Annotated in this window: 19 protein-coding genes and 1 pseudogene; 14 read left to right on the top strand and 6 right to left on the bottom strand. The window is 33.8% G+C overall.

The window, feature by feature from the left end:
- Nucleotides 1-75: 75 nt before the first annotated feature.
- From BCI01S_RS18295 to BCI01S_RS18275, 5 genes and pseudogenes are all read left to right on the top strand, one after another.
- Nucleotides 76-549: a DinB family protein gene (locus BCI01S_RS18295; protein WP_144545915.1), complete on the top strand. Its 474-nt coding sequence runs from the start codon at nt 76-78 to the stop codon at nt 547-549.
- Nucleotides 550-658: 109 nt separating this feature from the next.
- Nucleotides 659-1,165, top strand: coding sequence for a hypothetical protein (locus BCI01S_RS18290; RefSeq protein WP_061800561.1), 507 nt, complete (start codon nt 659-661; stop codon nt 1,163-1,165).
- A 194-nt stretch (nt 1,166-1,359) separates the two neighbouring features.
- On the top strand, nt 1,360-1,611 hold the full coding sequence (locus BCI01S_RS18285) for a hypothetical protein (RefSeq protein ID WP_047940185.1): 252 nt from the start codon (nt 1,360-1,362) through the stop codon (nt 1,609-1,611).
- 144 nt (nt 1,612-1,755) lie between these two features.
- Entirely contained in the window at nt 1,756-2,379 is a 624-nt protein-coding gene (locus BCI01S_RS18280; RefSeq protein ID WP_047940186.1) for an NUDIX hydrolase, read from the top strand.
- Between the two features lie 701 nt (nt 2,380-3,080).
- Nucleotides 3,081-3,377 (top strand): annotated as a pseudogene (locus tag BCI01S_RS18275) (SMI1/KNR4 family protein); the annotation flags it as partial.
- Nucleotides 3,378-3,656: 279 nt separating this feature from the next.
- Here BCI01S_RS18275 and BCI01S_RS18270 read toward each other — a convergent pair.
- From BCI01S_RS18270 to pdxR, 3 genes are all read right to left on the bottom strand, one after another.
- Nucleotides 3,657-4,118, bottom strand: a complete 462-nt coding sequence (locus tag BCI01S_RS18270) for an SgcJ/EcaC family oxidoreductase (RefSeq protein ID WP_047940188.1) — start codon at nt 4,116-4,118, stop codon at nt 3,657-3,659.
- Nucleotides 4,093-4,707, bottom strand: a complete 615-nt coding sequence (locus BCI01S_RS18265) for a PadR family transcriptional regulator (RefSeq protein ID WP_053215551.1) — start codon at nt 4,705-4,707, stop codon at nt 4,093-4,095. Before BCI01S_RS18265 ends, BCI01S_RS18270 begins: the two co-directional genes overlap by 26 nt.
- 481 nt (nt 4,708-5,188) lie before the next feature.
- Entirely contained in the window at nt 5,189-6,586 is a 1,398-nt protein-coding gene (gene pdxR / locus BCI01S_RS18260; protein WP_172885233.1) for a MocR-like pyridoxine biosynthesis transcription factor PdxR, read from the bottom strand.
- A 148-nt stretch (nt 6,587-6,734) separates the two neighbouring features.
- On the opposite strand from pdxR, the gene BCI01S_RS18255 reads away from it, so the two are divergent.
- The gene (locus BCI01S_RS18255; protein ID WP_047940189.1) at nt 6,735-7,259 is read left to right on the top strand and encodes an ECF transporter S component; all 525 of its coding nucleotides are present in this window, start codon (nt 6,735-6,737) and stop codon (nt 7,257-7,259) included.
- Between the two features lie 107 nt (nt 7,260-7,366).
- Here the strand turns inward: BCI01S_RS18255 and BCI01S_RS18250 are convergent, their stop codons facing one another.
- Both BCI01S_RS18250 and BCI01S_RS25375 read right to left on the bottom strand, forming a co-directional pair.
- On the bottom strand, nt 7,367-8,146 hold the full coding sequence (locus BCI01S_RS18250; RefSeq protein ID WP_235844538.1) for a phosphotransferase: 780 nt from the start codon (nt 8,144-8,146) through the stop codon (nt 7,367-7,369).
- 165 nt (nt 8,147-8,311) lie between these two features.
- Nucleotides 8,312-8,491, bottom strand: a complete 180-nt coding sequence (locus tag BCI01S_RS25375) for a hypothetical protein (protein WP_156485460.1) — start codon at nt 8,489-8,491, stop codon at nt 8,312-8,314.
- 580 nt (nt 8,492-9,071) lie between these two features.
- Here BCI01S_RS25375 and BCI01S_RS18245 point away from each other — a divergent pair.
- The 8 genes from BCI01S_RS18245 (at nt 9,072) to BCI01S_RS18210 (ending at nt 17,253) form a co-directional block, all read left to right on the top strand.
- Nucleotides 9,072-9,590: a DUF3841 domain-containing protein gene (locus BCI01S_RS18245; RefSeq protein WP_082810093.1), complete on the top strand. Its 519-nt coding sequence runs from the start codon at nt 9,072-9,074 to the stop codon at nt 9,588-9,590.
- A 93-nt stretch (nt 9,591-9,683) separates the two neighbouring features.
- On the top strand, nt 9,684-10,565 hold the full coding sequence (locus BCI01S_RS18240; RefSeq protein ID WP_047940191.1) for an NAD-dependent epimerase/dehydratase family protein: 882 nt from the start codon (nt 9,684-9,686) through the stop codon (nt 10,563-10,565).
- Between the two features lie 391 nt (nt 10,566-10,956).
- A complete protein-coding gene (locus BCI01S_RS18235) occupies nt 10,957-11,259 on the top strand; it encodes an ArsR/SmtB family transcription factor (protein ID WP_047940192.1) in 303 nt (100 codons plus the stop codon).
- A 140-nt stretch (nt 11,260-11,399) separates the two neighbouring features.
- A complete protein-coding gene (locus BCI01S_RS18230) occupies nt 11,400-12,551 on the top strand; it encodes an MFS transporter (RefSeq protein ID WP_061800557.1) in 1,152 nt (383 codons plus the stop codon).
- A gap of 438 nt (nt 12,552-12,989) precedes the next feature.
- Nucleotides 12,990-14,012: a helix-turn-helix transcriptional regulator gene (locus BCI01S_RS18225; RefSeq protein WP_061800555.1), complete on the top strand. Its 1,023-nt coding sequence runs from the start codon at nt 12,990-12,992 to the stop codon at nt 14,010-14,012.
- Between the two features lie 85 nt (nt 14,013-14,097).
- On the top strand, nt 14,098-14,892 hold the full coding sequence (locus BCI01S_RS18220) for an SDR family NAD(P)-dependent oxidoreductase (RefSeq protein WP_061800553.1): 795 nt from the start codon (nt 14,098-14,100) through the stop codon (nt 14,890-14,892).
- Between the two features lie 513 nt (nt 14,893-15,405).
- On the top strand, nt 15,406-15,981 hold the full coding sequence (locus BCI01S_RS18215) for a TetR/AcrR family transcriptional regulator (RefSeq protein WP_061800551.1): 576 nt from the start codon (nt 15,406-15,408) through the stop codon (nt 15,979-15,981).
- Between the two features lie 60 nt (nt 15,982-16,041).
- On the top strand, nt 16,042-17,253 hold the full coding sequence (locus BCI01S_RS18210; protein ID WP_061800549.1) for an MFS transporter: 1,212 nt from the start codon (nt 16,042-16,044) through the stop codon (nt 17,251-17,253).
- Nucleotides 17,254-17,781: 528 nt separating this feature from the next.
- On the opposite strand, the gene BCI01S_RS18205 is transcribed toward BCI01S_RS18210, so the two are convergent.
- Entirely contained in the window at nt 17,782-18,240 is a 459-nt protein-coding gene (locus BCI01S_RS18205) for a DinB family protein (protein ID WP_047940196.1), read from the bottom strand.
- Nucleotides 18,241-18,344 lie beyond the last annotated feature (104 nt).

The raw sequence follows: 18,344 nt of genomic DNA, 5'->3' as shown, positions 1-18,344 counted from the left end.
AACCGAGCGAAAATGTACATATTTGTGTTGACATTTATAGTATTGTATTAAACTAAATTAGGGGTGTTCAAAATATTGATAAAATTCTTTGAATATAACTGGCAAGTAAGAGATGAATGGTTTGACTGGTGTAATCAATTAACAATTAAAGAGTTATTAAAAAATCGTATTGGCGGAGTAGGAAATATTTTATTTACACTTTTCCATATAATTGATGTGGAATATAGTTGGATTCGTGGTATTAAAGGGAAAGAGGATGTAGTATTTCAGTTTGATGACTATAATACACTTGAAAAGGTTAAAGCTCTTTCAGATAAATTACGGAAGGAAATCGCTGAATATTTGAGAAACATAGATGACTTGAAGGAACAGAGTGTCAGTGTCCCTTGGGATGAAAAGAAATACGCTGTAAATGATATAATTCACCATATTATTGCACACGAAATTCATCATATCGGACAACTTTCAGTTTGGTCGAGAGAATTGGGACTACAACCTCCGTCTTCTAGTTTTGTTGGCAGAGATCTAAAATTTGTTCATTTTTCTTGAACTATCAGGCACATTTTTTTCTTTTTGTTATTATCAGGAGCTGTATTTCTATAATAAATGTATTATGTGACAAACGGGATTAACTTAGGAAATTTAGTTATAAAGGAAAATGGAGAAGGAGGGAATTGTTATTTTCGGAATAAAAAATTACAATCCCAAATTGTATGAAGAATCGTTTGGAATCATAGCTGAATATAAATGTAAGCTGGAATCTCTGAAAGGGCAAACAATAGAAGAACTATGGGTGTCCTGGGATAGTATTAATGATGAATGGTTTAATGACCTGCCAGTAATATTAAAATTTAAAACTTGCCAGTTAGAACTATGTGCATACAAGACTAATCAATATGCTGTAACTTTTGACCACATTGACCTGTTACAAGAGATTAATTACTTTGGTAGAAAACTAGTTTGGAAAAAGAACAAATTGGTAGAGCTTAATAAATTTTTAAAGAAAGAAATAAATACTGTTGAAATTATTCAATGGATGGAACAATTGATTGGCGTCGGTTTTGAAACTAATGAAGGTTTTTTTGCAATATGTAATGGCTTAGATGAAAATGAAATTGTTACAAGAAAGCATATAGATCAGGATTATAATTATATCAATATATAGTTTGCTCAAAGGGTAACTTGCTTAATATAGGAAAAAAGAGGCAGCATGATTGGAATAAATTAAAGTAAGGGAAGAATTGTACTTAGACTAGGGGCATTGATCCAAGACGGATGAATGCTTTTTTATCCATTATGGTACTGAAGCGGCAGGCTGCTTGGTATTAAACTTATGAATACAAAAAAGGTGTGATCCATATGAAATTATACGATAAACCGATTAGAGCATATTTACACAACGAATTAAGTGCTATAGAGGAACATGACGGTGAACTCATTTATCATTTTGAAAAGGGGTACGTGACAGTTCTTGGTGAGTTTGAATGTGAGAAGTATGTTGGAGGAACAGCTTGTATTATTTTTAATCAAGAAGATGTTATATCTGTTGGAAAAGGAATGCTACGATTTATTGACAAAGGAGTCAATGAAAAAGAGGGAGCCTTTTTTTAATGACTAATAGATACTATGAAGCAACGGCACTCTTTCTTGATCTTGCTATAATGGCAGATTAGTCAGTAAAGAATTTATAAATATTGGTTTATTCTGCATTTTATAAGAAAATAAAATGATTATTGAGTTAATAGGGGGTAATTTATGAGTATTGAAATGATAAAAATTTACGATGAACAAAAAAATCCATTAGGCATAACTAGTCGTGATATCGTTCACCAAAAAGGTTACTGGCACGATACCTTTCATTGTTGGTTTTTAAAAAATGAAAATAATATAGATTATATATATTTTCAATTACGTAGTAAGGTTAAAAATGATTTTCCTAATTTATTGGATATTACGGCTGCTGGTCATATCTTGGCCAATGAAACTGTTGGAGAGGGTATTAGGGAAATAAAAGAAGAATTAGGCATGGATGTATCAATGGAAGATTTAGAATTAATAGGTGTTATAAAGGATTGTATTATTACTGAAAATTTTATTGATAAAGAATTTGGCAATGTATATATGTATAGAGTAAATGAAGAACCTGTATATAAACTTCAAAAAGAAGAAGTATCTGGCATTGTAAGAACCAAATTCAAAAATTTTTATGATTTTGTTTTTGAGAAGAGAACTGAAATTACTGTAAATGGTTTCATAATTAATACGTATGATGAAAAGTTAGAAATTACAAAAAGTGTTACAAAAGAAGATTTCGTACCACACTCTGGTTCATATTTGAAAGATGTTGTAACAATAATTAAGAATGTTATGGATTGCTAAAGAGAGGTATAGTTGTCAGGGATGCATTTCCTTAATAAATAAACAAATTTTATTTAAAAAGGCAACCAAGTTTGTAAAGAAATGTACTTCAACTAAAGGGGGCATTAGCTCGATAAAACGATGGTCAGTTTTTTGCGGACTTTCAACTCGAAGTAATAAATGTTCCTAATCGTCGTTATGGGAAAGTTACTTAACTTTATTCCAAATCTTTAAATATCTATTGTGAAATTCATTATGATAATCTGATTATATAGTATACTGGGAATCTTATTACAATAATATACATAAGGATTTTTGCAATGGAAAAGTGGGATTTATTTGATAAGTATCGTAATAAAATAGAGAAACAAATAGCTCAGGGAGGATGAAATGAAACCAGGAGAGTTCTATTTAATAGTACACATATGTATATTTAATTCAAAAGATTCAGCAACGTCAGCCCTTTAAGCAAGGGTGGTCGAACCTTTGGAATATCACTTGTGGTGGTAGTGCTGTTGCAGGTGATACAGTCAGCAGGCTGCTTCAAGCGAGCTATTCGAGGAATTGGGGAATTCATAATAACTTTGAAAGGATTCGTCTACAATTTACTATTAACTTTGAACATGGCTTTGATGATTATTATTTAATTGAATATGAATTAGATTTGAATGAATTGACAATACAGACTGAAGAGGTACAAGCAGTCAAATGGGCCTCTAAATAAGTACAAAGAACTTTTTAAGTTAGTAAATAATGTAGAAATCGATGAATGGATTCTCTATCCTATTAAAACCCAAATAAATTCTAAAAAAACATGGGACGATGTTGTTAGACAAAATAAGGAAGCAAGAGATGAAAGAATGTCTGAAGACCTTATTGCAATTGGTGATGATGGTTCGGGAGATCTACTGTGCTTTAAAAAAGTGAACAGAAAAATTGAAGATACCATTTTTCTCTGGAATCACGAAACAAGGGAATTAGACGAATATGCAGCTAGTTTAGAGGAGTTTATTAATTAAATATCTGAAGAAAATGATGAATTAAACAGTAACACCCTTATTCAACGAATGCTTTCGTTAAAGATGGAATGGCTGTGGCGCTCCCGTTTACTTCTTGTGCTAACTTGCAGTTTAATCGTTCATAGCTTTTTTTAGAGCCAGATATTATTCAAGAGAGACGAAACCGGCGCTCCCCTTTTGTTTAGGATAGAACCGGTTTAGGCATAATGAGTTTATAACTAGTCATAATGGATAACAATTTTAGATACCAGGAAAACCGTCTTTAAACATACATTCAACTTAGCTTTTTTCACTCTTTTTTTTACCTTTTTTCAAAAGCCATTTAATAAAAAAGTTTGGCTCTTTGATTCGACAGTTGTGAAAAGCAGAGATCTTCCATTCCCCATTTTGTTTGGCTATTACATTAGTATTGATAGATTCTCTTTTCTTATTATAATTTTTTTGGTTTGACATTTTTGTATTTCCTATACAGTGAACAATTGCTAGTTCATCATTTAGGAAACGAATGCTCGTAATTCGTCCTTGCATTTGTGATCCCTTTAAGACACCATTAAATAAATCCTGATGTGATCTCTCTACTTCTTTTTTTCCTTTTAAATGCTGTCCGAAAAAAGTAACATAGTCAACATCTTCCGTAAAGCAATTCGCAAATGCTTCGCCATCTCCATGACTCCATGCCGAAAACATTTCATTAAATAAAAAGTGTATGGCTTCTTTATCTGTTTTCCATTTTTGTGTCATTTGAATGTTCCTTTCTCTTATCGTTTTTTATGCTCATCTTAATCTGTTCTTTAAAATTAGTTGCCCATTGTTTTTCTAGATTCCATTGCTCTGCATTTAGGTGCATTAAACTTTCTATGGTCGTATAAAATGAGGTACGATGCATTGACTTAACATGCTCAGGATTTTCATCAAATTCTAATTGTTGGGCCTTGATATGATCAATTGCTGTTTGACAATATTTTATATAGTGATGAACCAAATAGAGTTGATCTTCTTCGTTTAGAAATTCAAAGTAGATGGCCTTTATGTGAAAAATTTTTTGGTAATTTCCAAGATTTTTTTTTGTATCCATCATCAACTCAAAAAAACGTGATTTACCTTTATTCGTTATTTCGAAAGTACGACTTGGCCGATCGGTAGGAAAAGGGACAGTGGCTGGATCAGATTCTTGAATCAGACCAGCTTTCTCTAATTTATTAAGCAATGTTGAAAGAGTTCCTCTGCTCACCTGCTCCCATGGACCAATGGTGTCATTTGATATTTTTGAGATAAGATATGCATGTAATGGAAATTTCATTAATAACGAAAGTACAAGAAGTTCATACATTCATTATCAAGCTCCCTTCTATAGTTTTGTTAAAACTAATTTAATAAAACTATATTCAATACTTTAACTTTTGTCAATGAAATATGAAAAAAGTACGTATTGCTTATTAAATAAACTGGCTCGTTTCTAATGTAAGAAGTTGTCTTTTTTATACTCTAAACAAAAGATTGTGAGGTTATTCACTTAAACTAACATGTGCTTTAAAGCTTGAAGTTAGATCCTACTTTTATAAAGCTGGATTTCAAAAATACATATTACAGACGCCTTTCTAGTCATGGCAGCTAATGTATCGTTCGTTGGATTGTACTTATTGTATTAATGCTTAAATCATTAAACGTCTAAACCTTGCTAAATAAGGATTAGACGTTTTCTTTATTATTCAATAATCTAGTTAATAGAAAAATGAACACTACTTCTTATATAATACTGTGCAATAGTTTAAATTAAATAGAGATTCTAGCTAGAGTTAGTACAAGCTGAATTATTTTTCCATTTTCCAGCATTGCATTAATTGGTGTATGCTTTCCTCGATTTTTTCTAATGGAATGCCTCCAAACCCTAACAGGAATGTTGGATACTTATATTCAATTGGTTTTATAAGATAATCGCTTAATGGATAAATGGAGATATGGCTTTTTGCTGCGATAGCTTTTAGCTCATTTTCACTTTTGGGCAAGGGTAGGGAAATTAAAATATGCATCCCGGCTTGATCTCCAGTGATGATGACTTCTGGATAATCTGTTTTAAAGATATGGATCAGTTTATCAAGTTTTTTACGATAAATTTTCCGCATACGATTTAAGTGTTTTGAAAAATAACCGTCTCTCATGAAGCTGGCTACTATATGCTGGTCAAACCTTGGTACAGTTGCCGAATAATAACTGAATGTTTCCTTATATTTCTTCAACAATGTAGAAGGCAAAAGAAAATAGGCCAATCGCAATGAAGGCATTAATGACTTGGTGAACGTACTTAGATAAATCACCTTATTGTTTTGGTCCATCCCGTGTAAGGCGGGAATGGGTTTACCAGTGTAACGAAACTCGCTGTCGTAATCGTCTTCAATAATGTAGCGATTTTTACTTTTGGCTGCCCACTGCATTAACTGTGTTCTCCTTGTGGCGGAAAGAACGGCACCTGTCGGAAATTGGTGAGAAGGTGTAATATAGACCACATTCGCCTTTGTTTTTTCCAGTTGATCCACCATCAATCCGTCTTCATCAACTGGAATAGGGATGGCTTTATTTTGCAGTTGAATTCTAGGGCTTGCTGAATAGCCAGGATTTTCAAGGGCTAAGGTTGAATCTTTTTCAAGCAACTTTAAAATCATAGGAAAGAGTTGTTCTGTTCCTGACCCAATCACAATTTGCTCTGGTTTACATATTATCCCACGCGATTGATATAGGTATTTGGCTATTTCCGCCCGTAAAGTGTATTCCCCTTGTGGTTCTCCAATCTGTAGCAACTCCTTTGACGGTGTATCATATAAATTTTTTGCATACTTTCTCCACTGGGAAAAAGGAAAGGAATCTGTGTCGATTTTTCCAGGATGAAAGTCAATTCGGATCATTTCTTTCTCTATATCCTCCATAGGCAACTCAACATTTTCTGTTTCAATATAAGGTAATTCGTTTATATCCTCTACAAAAAAACCAATCCGTGGTTTTGAGACAATAAATCCCTCTGCAACCAGCTGAGCATATGCCACTTCGATAGTTGTTTGGCTGATGTTTAAAAAATCGGCCAATTTTTTTTTGGAGGGGAGTTGCGTTCCAACTTCAATTTGTTGGCTTAAAATAGCAGATTTGATTCCCATATATAGCTGCTCATATAAGGGTTTTGTTGTGTTTTTATTCAATTCAAACATAAGCATATCCATTCGGGAAGTATCCTTTCTGACCACGTTATTTTTATAAAAATTGACACTTTTTATATTGTCAGATTTTATTATACTAGTAATCATGAAGAAGAGGATATTCTTTTTTTAAACTGAATAACAAATACTTGAAGGAAGAGGAGAATTTTGCATGTTTACGACAAAACAAAACAAAACGAGAATCCTAGTTCTCAATGCACTTTTTATTACTTTAACGTTTCTTGCTACAATGTTTATCAACATCAGGCTGCCACTGATGGGAAATGGGGGACTAATCCATTTGGGTAACGTGCCGTTTTTGATTGCTGCATTTCTTTTTGGCAAGAAATCTGGTGCGATTGTAGGCGCTTTTGGAATGGCTTTATTTGATATTATGTCAGGCTGGACATTATGGGCTCCATTTACATTTATAATTGTTGGTACTATGGGATATATAGCAGGACTTATTGCGGAGAAGATGCCTGGCAAAAAGTCTTTTGTATATATAATGGCAGTTGCTGTTGCCATGATCATCAAAGTTGTCGGCTACTATTTTACAGAAGTAATCCTTTATGGCAACTGGATCCAGCCATTCGGCTCCGTGCCAGGTAATATCATGCAACTTGTCATCGCCGGCATCATCGTCGTGCCACTTACAAAAGGGTTTGAACAACGAATTATTAAAAGTGTCCATTAAGAGTGCCTGGCACCACAAAAAGACAAAAGGGATTAAAATGTCCTTGCTGAGAGTACATTTTAATCCCTTTATTTAGTGTGGAACTAATCAACCAATTTGTTTACATATTAAAAAAATTCATACAACCCTTCGTCAAAATATCGAAATTCATCCATGGTAATCTGATAATGTTTATAGCGTGCATAAAAGGCTTCTATAAACCTGTTATTATGAACAAAGCTTCTAATGGCTAATGCTTCATCATAGCGGGGATCACCAACTGTCATGCCAGCGACATCAATGAACTTTGTTGCAGCGCCATTCACAACAAGAACATTGTCTGTTGTGCAATCTCCATGTATAATCGTTTGGTTTATTGGCGCTGGCTTATTATTTTTCAACAAAGTGAGAAGGTCATTGGATCCTTCTGTCCATCCTTTTTTAACATAATACTCCGCTTTTAGGAGACGTTCAGATAGCCATTCACCTACATGATGAAATGGATCCATTATTTCTGTAGTATGCAGATTATGTAAAAGTTGACCAAAGCTTTGGATTAAAGCACATTTCTCTGTGTCTGTTTTTGCTTGGTTTAAAGCAGCTGTTAAGGTAATCCCTTGTTCATAAGACATGATCAAATGACTGCTGGCTTGTTCCTTTATAAATCCATAGTAATACGGAACAGGAATAAATTCTTTCCCGATTAATTTTTCTAAAACACATGCTTCTGTCTGAAGCCAATCTCGATATTTTTCATCAAAAGCGCTTTTTAGTATGTAGGTGCCACTTCTGGCCAGCATTTGATACACGGTAGAAGTACTGCCTTGTTCAGCAACAAGAGAAATAGATAGAAGCGATCCAATTATTTTCTCTAACTGCTTTAGTGGTAATTCGTTCAATTCTTTCACCAGCTTTCCATTATTCTATTTTTATATGGCCAAGAAAAGAGTAAAGAAAGAATCTTGATGAGATAGGTCACTAGAATAATTTATAATAATATTATTATGTTAACTAATGATTTTGGGACATTTTTTTCAAGCATATCCTCTATAATGATAGAAGAGTGCAATAATTTATTGCTTTCGACCATTATCCTTTTTGCGATACATATTTAAAAGCAAATCATAGATAAGATAGACAATGACAAATACAATAAAAATGTTATACCAGATAGTATCAATGTTTGTTAAGATTAATAGAAGACCTAAACCAGTAATCAAAATTTTTATCAATACATGTAACTTATTCATCATGACTCACTCCTAACCATTTTTTTAAATAAACGTAACCCCATTCAAACAAATTAATAGTAATAACTCTATCAAAGAAAAAACATAAAGAGCTAAAAATAAATCAAAGTAGAATTCTCCTATAGAAAAAAATCCGCTTTATCTGTTATCAATGCCTTAAATAGAAAGTATATAAGGGAAACTAAGGGAAATTAAGGTTCATTCCAAAAAATTGAAGTAACAAACGGTACTATACCGTTAAGAAAAAGATAAGGACATTGCCGATAAGGCGCTAATTTGAATGACTCCTTTTTTTAAGAAACCAGAGATAATCCCAATGAGAGGAAGAAGCCATATGAGTATGATAGAAAGAGTATTGGAATAGAGACACGCATAAAAAATACAACGATAAAAGCCATCAGCGATATAATAAAAATAACAAAAGATCCAACACCAAAGAAATTCCGTTTTACATAATCTCTTATCCTTTTTTGTTTAATATTACCATATTGCAGCTTTTTCAGAAATAGAAGAAATGAAATGCCCTTTATTCGATGGCTGTATTTACAGCTTTTATAATAAAGAAAAGGAGCTTGATAGATAAATGCCTATTTACTTCACCAACCAAGAAATCGAAGTGGTAAATCAATTAAATAAAACTGGCTATTTAACTGGAAAAGCAGAATTTGTGGATATAGACTTTCTCCCTTCTTATAGATGGATGATAGAACAAATGGGTAAGAGGCTGAATCATAATGGCTCCTATCCTATTTGGCTGTGGACGACAAAACCAAATTTACAGTCGGAAGGACATTTTAATAAAGGAACAAAAGCTGTATGTTTAACAGTCGAGATACCAGAAAACCAAATTCTGTTTTCTGATTTTTCTGCTTGGCATTGTGTGCTAAATAACGGTTTTTGCCCTATGAATGAGGAGGAAGATACTTTATTCGACGATGGTAAATTAACTATTACAAAGGAGCAAAGCTGGGAAAGAATTTTCGATTTAGCAAAATTGCGTAATTCAGAAATGTGGAATAACGGGGATCAAATAGTTCAAGGGGTGACACCTATAATTCAAAAAGAACAGATTGTAAATATAGAATATTTTATTGCAAAATAATAGATTTATTGAAATAATATCGTGAATGAAAAAGAGGAATTAGCTCCTTTCTATGGAATTTTTAAATTAATGTCATAGATTAGGAAAAAAAAGATGAAAAATATATTAGTGCTAGGCGGCACGCGTTTTTTTGGAAGGAAGCTTGTGGAATTGCTGCTGAAAGAGGGACACCGTGTTACGATTATGACTCGAGGGACTGTAAGTCATCCATTTGACAACGAAGTGAAACATATTATCGCTGATCGTTCTAAAAAGGAACAATTACAACATCATTTCGCAGGTCAAACCTTTGATATTGTTTATGACAATATCTGTTATACACCTAATGAAGCAAAAGACTTTTGTGAAGTATTTAATGGGAAAATAGGAAAGCTTGTGTTTACTTCCTCTTTATCTACTTATCCTGTAGATGGAAACGAAAAAAGAGAGGCAGATTTTCATCCATACAACTATCCAATACAACTAGATAAGAGCGAATTTGTTTATGATGAAGGAAAGCGGCAGGCAGAAGCAGCATTTTTCCAGTATGCGGATTTCCCCGTTGTAGCGGTAAGATTTCCAATTGTGTTAGGGGAAGATGATTACACGCGCCGGCTGCATTTTCATGTTGAGCGAATTCAACAGGATAGAACGATCGGCTTTGTTAATATGGAGGCAGAAATGTCCTTTATTCTTGCTTCGGAAGCGGCCGCATTTTTAAAGTGGGCAGGTTTTTCAGAGGTGGAAGGGCCATTTAATGCGACAGCAAATGGGAAAATTACAATGAAAAAATTAATCCAAATAATCGAAAAGATTACAGGACATACTGCAAAAATTACCCTTGACGGAGATGAAGAAGATTTCTCTCCGTATGCCATTCCTGCATCATGGTATATGAATACGGAAAAGGCAGAAAAAGCAGGATTTACGTTTACGAATTTGGATGATTGGCTGCCAGCTTTGATTAAGAAGATTGCAAAAGATAATAAAAAATAATCTGTATTACTGAGATTTTAAGATAAAAATGTAACGAAGAAGAAATCCCCCGAGAATTAGACCATATTTAGTGTATGTCTTATTCTCTGGGGATGTTTTTGTGGAAAGGAGAAGTATAGTCTTAGAAAGAGAAAAGAAACTAAAGGAAGATACCTATTATACAAATGTTTTGTCAGATGGATAACAACGGAATTATCATTAACAAAAAAATTAGTTGATATGATAAGTCGTATACAAAAGAATAAATAGCTCTACAAAGCAATTTTCGGGAGACTGGCAGTTGTTTTATTAACGAAAGAATAGATGTTGATTATTTATAACACTTCCCTCATCTGTAAAATTCAATTAAATACAAATTGACATATCGTATTCTTTAGATATAATAAAAAACATGAAACCTATTGAAATCTTTAAAGCCTTATCAAATGAATCAAGGCTGCAAATTTTACACTGGCTAAAAGAACCTGAACGTCATTTTGTACCTCATGAAGGGATTGATATGAGAAAAACAGGGGTATGCGTTAGTCAAATAACAGAGCAATTAAAAATGACGCAATCAACAGCTTCTCAATACCTAAATATACTTTTGCGAGCTGGGCTGATTAAGACAGAGCGTATTGGAAAGTATACGTATTACAAAAGAGATGAAGAAGCAATAAAAAATATTGCAGCTATTTTGGAGCAAGAGATCTAAAGTAAATGTAACTGAATTCTCTCTAAGAATTCAGCTTTATTTACACCTAACATATCGATATATCACGATATGTTTATATTTATCATTTACATATCGTCTTTTCTAGATATGTAAATATAATATGCGAAGGAGAGATTATTTTGTCTAACACATTTAAAATTTATATTTTAGCACTTATTAGTTTTTTAGTTGGAACATCGGAGTATATTATCTCTGGTGTATTGGATAACATTGCAGATTCACTAGGAATCACTTTGGCGGCTGCAGGACAATTAATAACGATATTCTCGCTTGTCTATGCAATCTTTACACCCATTCTTATGGCACTAACATCAGGCATGGATAGACGAAAGCTTATGATTGTATCACTGGGCTTGTTTGTGATAGCAAACATATTTGCATTCTTATTGCCAGGTTACACCTTATTTGTTTTCTCAAGAATTATAATGGCACTAGGCGCTGGAATGGTCGTCGTTACAGCTCTGACTATCGCGGCAAAAATAGCACCTGAAGGTAAACAAGGTAGTGCAATAGCTACTGTAGTGATGGGATTTACAGCATCTTTAATCATTGGTGTTCCACTAGGACGAATTATTACAGATGCATTCAACTGGAAAGCAGTATTTGGCGGAATTGCGTTCCTTGGGTTATTAGCAATGATCATCATCTCATTCGTAATACCGTCAACAAAAGGAGATGAATCGGTTCCGTTGAGACAACAACTTGCTCTCCTAAAGGATCGAAAAGTAGCGATTGGTTTATCCATCACCTTTTTCTGGCTTGGCGGGTATTCAGTTGCTTACACATACTTATCTCCTTATCTTTTGAACATCTCAGGTATCCATGAAAAATTATTAAGTGGAGTTCTGCTTATATTCGGTGTTGCTAGTTTATTCGGCTCAAAATTCGGTGGTTTTAGCACAGACAAATGGGGTGTGTCACGTACATTAATAGGTTCGATGATTCTGCACATTGTCATGCTTATTCTTTTATCATTAATCACTCACACTTATGTTGGTGTTGTAATCATACTAATATTGTGGTCCTTTGCTGCGTGGACATCAGCTCCAGCACAACAGTTCAATTTGGCAACCATAAAACCAGAATCATCCGGAGTACTTCTAGGACTAAACCAGTCAATGATGCAATTATCGATGGCTGCAGGGGCAGGAATTGGTGGGATATTTGTAGAAAAGGTATCGCTAGGTTCCATCACCTGGGTAGGAGTACTTGGATTAGCTATAGCTATTTTTATGGTATTAAAGTCTTCTCGTGGCAACTTACATAAATAGTTGAAAACAAGGTAAAAGGAACAAAAGATTTCAAGTATAATAGGTTTCTCTCTAAGTTGTTAATACTAAATGGAAAGTTTTTAAAAGGTTGCTGGTGGATTATAACGGGTTCTTTTTTGGAGTATAGAGAAAACAATCCAATTAGATATGTAATTAACATGAAAACGACCAGATTTTTGTCTGGCCGTTTTTCATATCCTTATTTCTTAAAGTAAATACACTAATCATAAGAAATAAAAATCGTATAGTAACGACTAATAAAAAACTTTATGACCATTCTTTCTGCTTATAATATTGGCGTATTTTGCAAGTGGTTTGTCACAGTTCGCTAGTTACAAGACTCTATTGGAGAGGTATTATTAAACAGTACCATTTGTAAAAAAGGACATAATTACATTTAAAATTAGTAATGTAAATAGAGAAAGGAGGACCATATATATGACGTTTTATGCCTCTGACCGTATTAAAATTCCGGCAGGATTTTGGACAGGATTACGTCAATTGGGGATAGACGCCATCGACATGGTTGGAAAAGCACAATTGCCAATCACCATTGTTTCTGATCCAGTTGTCACCACAGCCCAATATTTTGCGATTTGGCAGGCTTATTCCGATCTCGTTGACGACACTGCGAAAGGAATCATCAAGCTTGCGACATCCTTTGAAACAGATCATTTCCCTCCGACTGTCTTAGCAACTTACCATGCTCGTGACTACCGTGATGCCTTAAAGCGGATGGCTAGGTACAAACAACTGTGCCCTCCTGAAAGCTTACATATTACCGAGGAAGGGGAACACTGTACAATTGAAATAAAATCATTGCATAGTGAACATCCCGGTCTGACCATATTAATTGGTATTACGATGGCATTTCTTCTCGAACTGGGACGTCGGGGTACAGGTCAACCTTTGACAGCAAGATTCGTAGAATTTTCTACCCATTCAATTGGCGACCTACAGTTACTTGAAGATTACTTTGGCTGCCGAATTCAGCTCGGTACAAATTGTAACAGGTTAACTATACATCGAGCAGATCTGAATCGTCCCTTTGTCTCATACAATGCAGAATTGCTAGAAATATTGACTCCCGTACTGGAACAGTCGTTGAATGAGCAAGTACGCAGACCTTCTATTACTGAGACAGTCAAGTGGATCATGAAACGCAGCCTAACAGGAGGTCGCCCTGATATTCCGGCTATTGCGAGCGAGTTAGGGTTAAGCGATCGTACTTTGCAGCGGCGGCTTACGGAAGAAGGCACGAGCTTCAAGCATTTGTTAACAAAAGTTCGACATGAGCAGGCAAAAGAGTACCTGGCAGACCCCTCACTTGATATTAAAGAGGTCGCCTTTTTAATTGGATATGAAGATCAAAGCTCGTTCTATCGAGCCTTTCATCTTTGGGAAGGTACTACTCCTTTAAAATGGCGCACTGAATATCTCGGTTTAAACTTGATTAATTGATCGTTTACTTTTGGAACTGTATTATCAGTCGGATAATTATTAATAATAACTAGAATTCACTTAAAACTAAAAGGAGCAATGGATTATGCAGCTAGATTTAAAAAATAAAACAGCTTTAGTCACTGGATCATCAAGAGGGATCGGCAAAGGAATTGCCATTGAACTAGCAAAAGAAGGTGTTAATGTACTAATTAATGGCCGAAATTACGAGGAGGTGGAACAAACCGTAAATGAAATTAAACTAGAGTTCCCTGATACCTTCCCTCAAAATGCCACTGCTGATATAGTAGATATTCAACAAAGGGAAGCATTATTTAAAAAGCATCCTCAAATTGATATTTTAGTTAACAATACGGGGATTTATGAAAAAATGAAATACGAGGACGTCAACGATGAAGTATGGGAAAAGTATATCCATACTAATGTTCTTGCCGCAAATGGATTATCTAAATTTTACTTACCGAGAATGATAAAAAATAATTTTGGTAGAATTATTTTTATTGCGAGTGAAGAAGCAGTTATGCCTTCGGGACAAATGCCGCAATATTGTATGACAAAAACAATGCTATTATCATTGTCAAAAAGTCTATCTAAATTAACAATAGGAAAAGAAGTCACTGTTAATACGATTATGCCAGGTCCAACACTCTCCGAAAATGTTCATCAAATAATTGAGGGGATGTATCCTAATGAAGATATGACATTTTCAGAAAAAGAGAAAAAATTTATGACCACAAATCTACCTCAGTCTGAAATCCAGCGATTTATCAGACCAGCCGAGATAGGTAGATTAGCTGCCTTTATATGCAGCCCTTATGCATCCGCCTTCAAAGGTTCTCCGATCCGTATGGATGGAGGTATGGTACCGACTATTTTCTAGTACTTTTATTAAACAAATCTTCGTCAAAAATGAAAAGCGTACTTTCTTATTCTGTTTAGTGTTGTTTACTGAAAATCACTCTTTTACTATTTATGCGAACTGCGCACCACTATTATTTTAAAGCATAATATTTATACATAGTGCTTTTGTGAATAAAAAATAAACAATTAAAATGTTCTATTTGTACTAAATAAATTGAAACTAATGAAAGTCTTGAGGTTGAACTAAAATTGTCCAACCCAGCTAAAATGCTTATGAAGTTTTTGAATGCATCACTGTGCAAGCATACTAATATTACTCTGTTCAGTATGAAAAAAGGTGAGTTTATTAACTCATCTTTTTCATCTCATTATGTCGCAAATTTATTAATTCAATGTATTCTAAAGCACAAAAGAACATTTTTCATTGTTCCAGAAAGGCGCTCTTAACGTAAGATTTGATTAAAAATATGTTTTTCTGGACTCTTCGTTCCGAAAGCTTTATACTACTTTATATGAATGGGGGTGTTATAAATTGGGGAGAAGGATTAGTTTTAATAAAGAACAGGCTATGAATAAAGCTATGTATTTATTTTGGGAAAAAGGCTATGATGCTACATACATATCAGATCTTATTGAAACGATGGGAATAAGTCGATCAACACTCTATGAGAGTTTTGGAGATAAGGATGAACTATTTAAACTGGTTTTAGAACATTATAAAAACTATGGCCGCCGAAAAAGAAATTTACTTTTTAGCGGAATAGACACTAAAGGATCACTTAAATCTTTTTTTTATCAACATATTGAAAAATGCTATTCAGATGACAATCCAAAAAGTTGTATTATAACTAATTCTTCACTGCTTATTGGACATATTGATCCTTCCATAGAAGAAATACTTATAAATGATTTTAATGAATTAGAAAAAGTATTTAAGCAAGTCATTGAAGAAGGAAAAAAGAAAGGAGAAATTTCACAGGAGGCTGACTCTGAATTAGTTGCATATTCTTTATTAAGTTTAAATCATAGCATTAATTTAATGTCCAGATACAAAAAAGAGAAAAATCTAGCCTATAATCTAGTGGATAAGACTATTGCAGACCTATAGTCTTTCTTTTTTTAGTATTTCGGAACGATCGTACCAAAATAAACAAAAGGATTGATAAAATTGATTAAAAAAACAAATTTTCTAATTTTCATTTTGGCAATTAGTTGCGGATCACTTGCTGCTAATATTTACTATGCTCAACCAATCGTACAGTTCATTGTAAAAGATCTAAACATCTCTTCTAATTTATCAGGATTGCTCACTACTTTGACCCAAATTGGATATGGATTGGGATTATTTTTTATTGTTCCAATGGCTGACTTATTTAAAAGCAAAAAAATAATTACTATTCTGATTGGGTTTACCGTTATTTCATTAATTGGTACACTGATTTCATCTAATGGAATTGTCTTTTTGTTATTAACAATCATCATTGGTATTGGGGCTTGTGCAGCTCAAATATTAGTTCCGCTAACTATGAGGATTGTATCTGTTGAAGAGACAGGTAAATATGTTGGCAAAGTGATGAGTGGCTTATTGATTGGAATTATGATTGCTCGCCCACTATCTATCGGAATAACTGAATGGTACGGCTGGAGAATGGTTTTTCTATTTTCATTAATAATCCTTGTTGCTGTATTACTGATCATTTTAAAATTTTTGCCTAATTATGAAGTTGTATCAAATAGTAATATGTCATATTCCAATTTAATTGCTTCTATGGTGAAGCTGCTAATAAATACTTCTCCTTTACAACAAAGAGCTTTTTATCACGCATGTTTATTTGCAGCATTTAGCCTTTATTGGACGGTACTCCCAATTTTATTAAGGTCTGAACCATTAGATTTTTCAAATAACGAAATTGCATTAATTGGATTTGTTGCAATTGCTGGTGCTTTATTAACTCCTACTATTGGTAAACTAGCAGATAAAGGCTATATTTTTTCAATGACTAATGTATCAATGGCACTCGTTCTATTATCTATCGTTCTATTATTTTTTGTTCAAGATCATTCACCATTGAGTGTGATTTTGATCTTAATCTCAGGCATTAGCATCGATGTTGGGGTATCAGGAAATTTATTATTAGGTCAAAAAGTTATCTTTAGTTTGAATCCCGAGGAAAGAAATAGACTTAATGGATTATATATGACTATTTTCTTTTTAGGAGGAGCATTTGGTTCATGGATTGGAAGTTATTCATACTATAAATTTAATAGTGAAGTACCATTGCTCATTGGAACAGCTTTGCCTTTAATCGCGTTATTAGTTCATTTAATAAAAAATAATACAATCAATATATCAAAAAACAATAGTAAAAATATATCCTGATTATCAATGCCTCCAAAAGCTAGAGTCAGATTCTAATTTTAGGACGGTAGTAGCAATATCTGCTGACTCAGGAGCATATTATTACTTATCTTTATTCGTTAGATTAAGGAATCCTTAAAGAATAAGGATCGTATTAACTAAGGGAAATGAAAACGCCCGAATTTCTATTTCTCCTTTTGAGGCGGGTGCGAGAGCCAATTAATCGGTCACGCCTCAAAAGCTGAAATTAGAAATGATGGCCAATAACGAGTTTAATAAATATCCTCAAGGAATCTGGTTTGCATATAAACTTTAGAAAACTTTTTAAAACAGCTGCATTCAGATAGATCAATATTAACATTTGCTATAGGAGAGGATTATTTTATTTACTGACCATGCTGTTGAACATATAGTTTATAAGTATACTAAATCATTTGTACAAGCTGGTGAGGATATCCCTCTTGTTATGGAATCAATTAGTCTGATATATTACTCTACATAAATGCGACTTGGGAAAGTCAAGACTTGCTGGAGACCGACTATTTTTAGTTAGATAAATTTTTTCAAATCATTAATCGCCTGTAAATGCATGCCTTCGTGAAAAATCGTACGAATCAGCACTTGTTCGATTGTCTGCATTCCCATATCAATTGGGGGATATTCTTTTTCCAGATCAGCGCCGTACTTCTCTAATATGGCTTGTGGTTGTGACTGCAAAAGTACTTTTAATTCCGTAAAAGAAGGTGTTTCTTCTGTAAAGTTGGCTGGTGTAGTACCGAAACCAAACCATTGATTGAATTGTTTTGAGATAGCAGTGGGTACTTTAGTCAATGCCTCAATCCATAATAACTGATCAAGATATAGGTGACCAAGATTCCAGCGGATATTATTCCTAAACCTCGCTGGAATGATTTCTGCCTGTTCTTCTGTCAACGATTCAACGGCCCCTAAAAGTTCCTTTCGATAGGTTTCTAATTGTTTAAACAAAACTTCCTGACGTGGTTCCATTTTATCCACTCCTTTAAACATTAAATTACTATAAACATTCGCTATATATTTGTCTTTTTCCTGCACTGAGAGAATAGAGATCTGTCTAACGGAAATAATAGAAA

The organism is Niallia circulans NBRC 13626, from assembly GCF_001591585.1.
GTDB lineage: Bacteria > Bacillota > Bacilli > Bacillales > Cytobacillaceae > Niallia > Niallia circulans.
The sequence above is the reverse complement of the archived record's forward strand: the minus strand, read 5'-3'. Positions and strand labels throughout refer to the sequence as shown.